Origin of the sequence: Chamaesiphon sp. (genome assembly GCF_041738855.1) — a bacterium.
GTDB lineage: Bacteria > Cyanobacteriota > Cyanobacteriia > Cyanobacteriales > Chamaesiphonaceae > Chamaesiphon.
On the sequence record NZ_JBGSPA010000117.1, the window covers coordinates 51,600 to 58,283 of the forward strand.

A 6,684-nucleotide genomic window follows, 5' to 3' on the forward strand; every position below is an offset into this window, starting at 1 on the left:
ATCCTACTATCCACCACTGCCAAAATAGGCGGTGCTGAATTCAGGGATGATTTTCTGTAGAGATTTCGGGCATTGACGATCGCACTTAAATTCAGCACCGCCTAAACACAAAAACTCCCATTTAATAACGGAAGCTTTTATCTACATCTGACTTTCACTAGGACGGGACTGACGGGACTCGAACCCGCGACCTCGCGCGTGACAGGCGCGCGCTCTAACCAACTGAGCTACAGTCCCATTTATTCAACAGATCTCATTATGCACTTTCTTTGCCGATATGTCAACTAGTTAGTTTACTCATCTGTGACACCGATATCTAGTTGCTATTTGTGATGAGGGGAAAGAGGGGTAAAAAGATAGATGGGAAGCCATTGTTCCTCGTGTGGATGGAGGTGGGGGATCGAGACGAGAGTCGGTCAAAGATCGATCGTCTCCTGTCTCCCCACCCCCTGAGCAATTAGGCTTCCTTCACCCATTCGGTATGGAAGGCACCTGGTTTGTCAATCCGGGCGTAGGTGTGGGCACCAAAATAGTCCCGTTGCGCCTGAGTCAGGTTTTGGGGGAGCGTGCCACGGCGGTAACTATCAAAGTAGTCTAGCGATGCGCTAAAAGCCGGAACGGGGATGCCCATTTTTGCAGCTTGAGCGATAACTTCGCGCCATGCGGCTTGGCGATCGAGGATCGTCTGTCTAAATTCAGGAGCGAGGAGCAGATTGGCTAAATCTGGTTCGGCTTTGAAGGCGTCCTTGATTTTGTTCAAGAATCCCGCCCGAATGATACAACCACCCTTCCAGATCCGTGAAATCTCACTCAGATTGAGATTGTAGCCCTCAGCTTTGGAAGCAGCACTCAGTAATGCCATCCCTTGAGCGTAGGAACAGATTTTAGAGCAATAGAGCGCGTCCCTTACCTGGTCGATGAATACTTGAACATCGCCTGTAAACTTGCCATCTGGCCCCGTCAGGACTTTAGCCGCTTCGACCCGCTCGGTCTTGATTGAGGATACGATCCGCGCATTTACAGCAGCAATGATCGTTGGAATCGAGACGCCTAGTTCCAAGGCACTTTGGACAGTCCACCGTCCGGTACCTTTTTGCGCCGCAGCGTCAAGAATCATTTCCACTAGTGGCTGGTTGGTTTCAGGGTCGATATACTTGAAGATATCAGCAGTAATTTCGATCAAGAAGGAATTGAGTTCGTCGGTTTTGTTCCACTGGGTGAAGACTTCATGCAATTGCTTGTGGTCTAGACCTGCAACGTTTTTGAGCAAGTCGTAGGCTTCGGCGATCAACTGCATATCGCCGTACTCGATCCCGTTATGCACCATTTTGACGTAGTGGCCAGCTCCACCTTTGCCGATGTAGGTGACACAGGGGCCATCGTCTACCTGAGCGGCGATTTTGACCAGAATGGGTTCGAGGTTGCGATAGGCAGTTTCGGTGCCTCCTGGCATCATACTAGGGCCGTTGAGCGCGCCTTCTTCACCACCACTGACACCCATGCCGATGAAGGTAAATCCTTGCCCTTCGAGGTACTTGGTACGGGTCTCGGTATCGGTAAATAGGGAGTTACCACCATCGATGATGACATCGCCTTTATCTAAAAACGGGATCAGTTGCTCGATCGTGTCATCAACAGGTTGACCTGCTTTGACCATGATCAGGATTTTACGGGGAGTTTCTAGGGCGGCGCAAAATTCTTGGTATGAATAGGTATCTTTGACTTGTTTCCCGACGGCGCGGGTTTTCATGAATTCCTTGGTCTTGGTATCCGTTCGATTGAAAACTGCGATCGGAAAGCCATTGCGTTCGACATTGAGGGCGAGGTTTTCACCCATGACTGCTAAACCAATCACACCAAAGCTTTGTAGAGACATAAATACTGGAGATGTAGGGTTCGATCGGACTCCACCTCACCTTAGCTCGATCCCCATTTTTTGGGGTAATTTAGATAAATATTTGTAAAGTTGGGGATGAGTTGAGTAACAATCGACGAGAAATTGTACCATCCACCAATTTAATTGTTGTCGAGTCGCTCTTTGAGCGTTTCCAGGATACCCCACCGATTGTCCACTACTTGAGTTTTAGCTGGTGTGGGGATCGGTGTCTGGATGGGGGCAATTCCCGCACAATCTAGATTGCAAAGCTGTCGCTGTGGGACGGCTAGGCACAATTGCTCGTACAGCCACACATCCGGCTGGAAGTGCCCATCTGGTGGCAAAGAATCAACCAAGTCTTCGAGATCGTTTTTGATCTCTACCCCGTAACGGGCGGGTTCTTCAGATTCGGCTTCCAACCAGATAATTTCAGAGGCATCTAGTACCAGGCGGTGGTTGTACTGTTGCAAGCAGCGATCGCATTTGAGGGTGATAATCGTCTCTGTCTGGGCGGATACATCCAAGTATGTCCCCCCATGTTTGACAACGATCTTCCCTCTGACAGGGGTGAGTGTCTCAAACTCAGGAATCGATCGATCGACAATAATCTCCAGGGTGCGATCTTGTCGATTGGCTAGTTGAGGAATAAAAAGTGGTTCCATCGATCGGCAGTAAGTAATGGGTGACAGGTAATAAGTAATAAGTAATCGGGCGACTTAATCCCTATGTGCCGATTGCTTACGCTTCGGGTGCTTGGGCTAATTTTACGACTAGGCAGCGATCGGGTTCTTGTCCGCGACTGTAAGTGGAGAGGTCACTGTAACTGGGATCGCTATCAAAAAAGGTGTGCATCTGACGGCGTTCGGCGGAGGACATCGGTTGCAGGACGACTTCGGTGCCATTTGCCCGCACTTGGGTGGCGGCATCATCAGCAATTGCTTTGAGAGCGATCGCTCGCTGTTGGCGATAGCCATTTAATTCGATCGTGTAACCTGCTTGGAGATCGGCTTCCTGATTGATGTTTAGGCTAGCATTGGCGAGATATTGGATCGCATCGATCGTTGCACCTTCAGTACCGATCAGTAGTTCGCTCTGAGCGGGTGTAAGTGGGGTCGGATCGATCGTCAGCCAGTAATTAGGGGCACTAGCTCCGTCTGGTTGCTGGGTATCTACAGCAGTCGCGATACCTGATAGGCTCAGTAGTTGTTCCAACCACTGTTTGCCACGGTCTAGACGTTGGTCGATCATGAGGGGATAGTGACTGGTGAATAGTGAATGGTGAATAGTGGATCGGATAGTCGGTAGGTAGGTATTAGGTTGCGATCCAATATCCCTCAACCATCCACCATCCACCATTCACTATCCACTGAATTTATGTTGCTTTCTTCTTCGACTTGGGCTTCTCGAACGGGATTTCCTCGCGTTCGGTATTTTCTTTGGCTTTGGCTAGCTCTTGTTGGTCTACCAGCTTTTGGAGTTCTGGGGGGAGCGGTTCGCGGTTGACAAAGTAGGTTTGACCGAGTTGGAATAAGTTACCGATCGCCATGTACATCAAGACTCCAGCCGGGAGTGGGAAAAATAAAAACATCCCTGAAAAGATAATCGGTGTGAATTTATTGACCGCTTGCTGTGCTTGTTCTTTTTCGGCACTGGTATCACCTGCGCCTGCGCCCGCGAGTGCTGGCGTCGGGGAGGCGTTGCTCGATAAGTTTTGGCTGACATACAGACTCAAGCCAAAGAAGACGATCATCGCAATGATATCCCAATGGATTTTGCCGTCAGGATCGATCGCGCCGACATGTCCGAGCGCATCGATAAATAAGAACCCAGTATTGGCAGCAATTCCAGGAATTGTCCCCTTAATCGTGACATCTCCAGGTGCGATCGCTTCAATTTGACCATCTGGTGTCACCTTAACATTTTCCATCCCCTTGGTGACCGTCCATTCGGGGGTAAGTTGGGAATCTGGATACTGTGCGGCTAGTTCGCCAAAGGGTTTACCGTCGATGCCTTTGAACTCAACCTGAGCTTTTTGTCCTACACCGACAACATTCCCCGTTGGGATACTGGCAATCACGGGCGTGTGAATGTTGGTGTTGAAATAAATACTATGCGGTTCGCTACTAAATACCTGCGGCTGCACCTGGGCGATCTGTTCGCTGGGTAAGACTTGCAAGTTGACGTTGTAATCGACATTGGAAAATGGCGATCCGCGCAAGGTGGCGAACAGTGCGAACAAGACGGGCATCTGAAGCACTACAGGCAGACAACCCGCCAACGGGTTACCAAACTCCTTATAGACATCACTCATCGCTTGCTGCTGCTTGGTCGGATCGTCTTTGAATTGCTGTTGAATTTCCTTGACCCGTTTCTGCATCAATGGTTGAGAGATCTTGGTCTTCCGCATGTTGCGAATCGAACCAGCCCCCAACGGATAGAGCGCGAACCGAATTACCAAAGTTAGCGCGACGATTGCTAGTCCATAGCTAGGCACGATGCCATAGAAAAAATCTATGATCGGCAGCATGATGTTGTTGGAAATAAATCCGATTCCGAAGTCCATTGTGAGCTAGGTGTTAGGTATTAGGTGTTAGGTGTTAGGTGTTAGGTGTTAGGTGTTAGGCGTTGGGTGTTAGGTGTTGAGTGTTAGGTGTCGGGTCAAAAATCGACCATAACCCCTAAAGCCTGAACCCTAAAGCCTGAACCCTAAAGCCTAAAGCCTAAAGCCTAAACCCTAATTAAGTAGTTTGAGCGGCTGCTTCTGCTTTTTCGATCGCGCTCAACAACGGTTGTCCATTTTTGGCGATTACTCGCTCGTTGATATAATTATATATTTCCCGATAGCGAGGGAGCGATCGTAATTCTAGACGACTACCATCTTGAAGGGTGAGTACCATGTCTCCCCAAAATCCTAACCCACGGGGGATAGTTAGGGCGTCCGTAATTTCCGAATAAACAAGATCGGTGCGATCTCTACCCATCCACCCACCAGTCACTGAGACGCGGCGATCGGTAATTTTGTACCTCAACCAAATCGCTCTAACGATCGAGCCAACCGTTAGCGGGATAAACACCACAAATAATGCTAAAAAGATATGAAAAATCAGATCCCCGATATGTGGACCACCTTCATAAAACGTTTCTTCTTTAATTCCCATCAAGTACCTCTGCGGCTGTCAACAACTGCTCTAATTCTCGCAAAATTTGGACATATTCGCATCCCTGCGCTGAAGGTCGGACTCCGATGATTACCGACCAGCCGCTGGTAATCTGCGGTAACAGTTGACGGAGAGCCGCTTTCACTTGTCGTTTGAGCAGATTGCGAACTACTGCTTTTTTACTCACTTTTTGACTGACAGAGATCCCAAACCGAGTAGCAGGTAGATTTTCAGTCGCGGTATTTGGCAGATGTCGCAAACTTCTGAGTGTCAAATGCACCTGTTGATGAAATTTACCTTGCTGATAAACTTTTTGAAAATCTTGCCTGCGTCTGAGTCGATGGGGTCTAGGCAATGACACTTGCTATCTGGCGATCCTAACCTACACACACAAGCGATGCCGTCCTCTAGCTCTGCGGGCTTTGATCACTTTTTGTCCTGTCCGCGACCGCATCCGCGCTCTGAACCCAGATGTTCTTTTTTGTTTGCGGTTAGTACCGCCGAGAGTACGCTTGGTCATAACTTATATCCGCTCGATTTGACTAATTATTAATATTGTGGTAAGCAAAAAAGCCACAGTGTATCATTATAACAGCTATTACGCTCGATCGCGCACGTTGCTAGACATTCCCGATCGCGATCGTTTGGATGACTCTAGTCATCGTCGGATCGAAGCCGCCTAAATCCCAAGACAGCGGATCTTGAGGATCTACTAAAGTTGTTATCTGTGCTGATTGTAGGGTGATGTAATCGCCTGAACTTGGGGATTTACTTTCCGCCGATATTCAGCCAAAGCTTGACTAGGATGTCTAGCTCCCGCCCAACTTTCGCTATCTGTCCAGAAACAAATTACATCAGCTTTAAAATCATTTTTTAGCATCCAATCATAGGCGACACTAGCATCAGTACCGCCGAAATTTTGATTTTTAGCTTTAGCCAATGCTGAAGTAAATGTATCTTTTTTAGTAATACCTAAATCGCGAAATTCGGTGGAAAACCCGCGAATCATATAGTTAGTTTCGGCTTTTGCTGATGCTAATGCCATCGCGGTGGCAATACTTCTCGGTTAATCTAAAAACTAATTAGTCCGCGTAGGCGGACTTTGCGTCACTAGCGGCGACTTCAGTCGCTAGCAATTCTTAAACGAGAAGTATTGGGGATGGGTTGAGTTTGAGAGGTTTGGGTTTGTTTGTTGGTAAGAAGTTATAGGTCATGAGGTATTTTCGGTCTTTGCAGACAAGTATTAAATCGAAGCAAAAATCGGTGCGTTACAGCACTTTACAGTAATATGAGATACAGTAATACAAGAAATATCAATTGTTAAAATGAAGCCATATTCCGTCGATCTGAGAGAAAAAGTAGTTAATGCTTAGAGGGTGTTTGAAAAGTCGAAGAGGGGTATAAAATTATGCCAGACGACGAACCATAATCCGAATCATCGCAATATAAATCCACATCTGAGCAGTTTCTGGTAAACCTTCATGATCCCGGCTCAATCGGCGACACCAAGATAGCCAGCCAAAAGTGCGTTCAACAACCCAGCGTTTTGGTAGCAGCACAAATCCTTTGTGTTCTTGAGGTGCGCACGAACTACTTGAACGACCCAGTGACAGAGATCCATTACCCACATCATGAATGTGTCTCCAGTAA

General features: G+C 47.9%; 7 protein-coding genes, 1 tRNA gene and 2 pseudogenes. All 10 read right to left on the reverse strand.

Annotation, left to right across the window (positions count from 1 at the left end; translation table 11 throughout):
* Window positions 1-163: 163 nt before the first annotated feature.
* A tRNA-Asp gene (locus ACEW9I_RS10950) sits at window positions 164-237 on the reverse strand.
* A 220-nt stretch (window positions 238-457) separates the two neighbouring features.
* Window positions 458-1,876 (reverse strand): NADP-dependent phosphogluconate dehydrogenase, encoded by a 1,419-nt coding sequence (gndA, locus tag ACEW9I_RS10955; RefSeq protein WP_373540373.1) that lies wholly within the window; start codon window positions 1,874-1,876, stop codon window positions 458-460.
* A 140-nt stretch (window positions 1,877-2,016) separates the two neighbouring features.
* Window positions 2,017-2,538: a DUF177 domain-containing protein gene (locus ACEW9I_RS10960; RefSeq protein WP_373540374.1), complete on the reverse strand. Its 522-nt coding sequence runs from the start codon at window positions 2,536-2,538 to the stop codon at window positions 2,017-2,019.
* A gap of 76 nt (window positions 2,539-2,614) precedes the next feature.
* The gene (locus ACEW9I_RS10965) at window positions 2,615-3,124 is read right to left on the reverse strand and encodes a protein jag (protein ID WP_373540375.1); all 510 of its coding nucleotides are present in this window, start codon (window positions 3,122-3,124) and stop codon (window positions 2,615-2,617) included.
* Between the two features lie 124 nt (window positions 3,125-3,248).
* On the reverse strand, window positions 3,249-4,439 hold the full coding sequence (gene yidC, locus ACEW9I_RS10970; RefSeq protein ID WP_373540376.1) for a membrane protein insertase YidC: 1,191 nt from the start codon (window positions 4,437-4,439) through the stop codon (window positions 3,249-3,251).
* Between the two features lie 175 nt (window positions 4,440-4,614).
* Window positions 4,615-5,034 carry a PH domain-containing protein gene (locus ACEW9I_RS10975; RefSeq protein WP_373540377.1) on the reverse strand — a complete coding sequence of 140 codons (420 nt, stop codon included), beginning with the start codon at window positions 5,032-5,034 and terminating at the stop codon, window positions 4,615-4,617.
* Entirely contained in the window at window positions 5,024-5,395 is a 372-nt protein-coding gene (gene rnpA, locus ACEW9I_RS10980; RefSeq protein WP_373540378.1) for a ribonuclease P protein component, read from the reverse strand. Before rnpA ends, ACEW9I_RS10975 begins: the two co-directional genes overlap by 11 nt.
* Window positions 5,396-5,416: 21 nt before the next feature.
* Window positions 5,417-5,554 (reverse strand): 50S ribosomal protein L34, encoded by a 138-nt coding sequence (gene rpmH / locus ACEW9I_RS10985; RefSeq protein WP_373540379.1) that lies wholly within the window; start codon window positions 5,552-5,554, stop codon window positions 5,417-5,419.
* Between the two features lie 100 nt (window positions 5,555-5,654).
* Window positions 5,655-6,091: pseudogene (locus ACEW9I_RS10990) on the reverse strand (TROVE domain-containing protein); the annotation flags it as partial.
* Between the two features lie 349 nt (window positions 6,092-6,440).
* A pseudogene (locus ACEW9I_RS10995) lies at window positions 6,441-6,684 on the reverse strand (transposase); the annotation flags it as partial.

What these genes read in the sequence shown, in the direction of transcription:
- ACEW9I_RS10960 (WP_373540374.1), bottom strand. Translation starts at nt 2,538, where the DNA reads ATGGAACCACTTTTTATTCCTCAACTAGCCAATCGACAAGATCGCACC.
- ACEW9I_RS10965 (WP_373540375.1), bottom strand. Translation starts at nt 3,124, where the DNA reads ATGATCGACCAACGTCTAGACCGTGGCAAACAGTGGTTGGAACAACTA.
- rpmH (WP_373540379.1), bottom strand. Translation starts at nt 5,554, where the DNA reads ATGACCAAGCGTACTCTCGGCGGTACTAACCGCAAACAAAAAAGAACA.
- gndA (WP_373540373.1), bottom strand. Translation starts at nt 1,876, where the DNA reads ATGTCTCTACAAAGCTTTGGTGTGATTGGTTTAGCAGTCATGGGTGAA.
- ACEW9I_RS10975 (WP_373540377.1), bottom strand. Translation starts at nt 5,034, where the DNA reads ATGGGAATTAAAGAAGAAACGTTTTATGAAGGTGGTCCACATATCGGG.
- yidC (WP_373540376.1), bottom strand. Translation starts at nt 4,439, where the DNA reads ATGGACTTCGGAATCGGATTTATTTCCAACAACATCATGCTGCCGATC.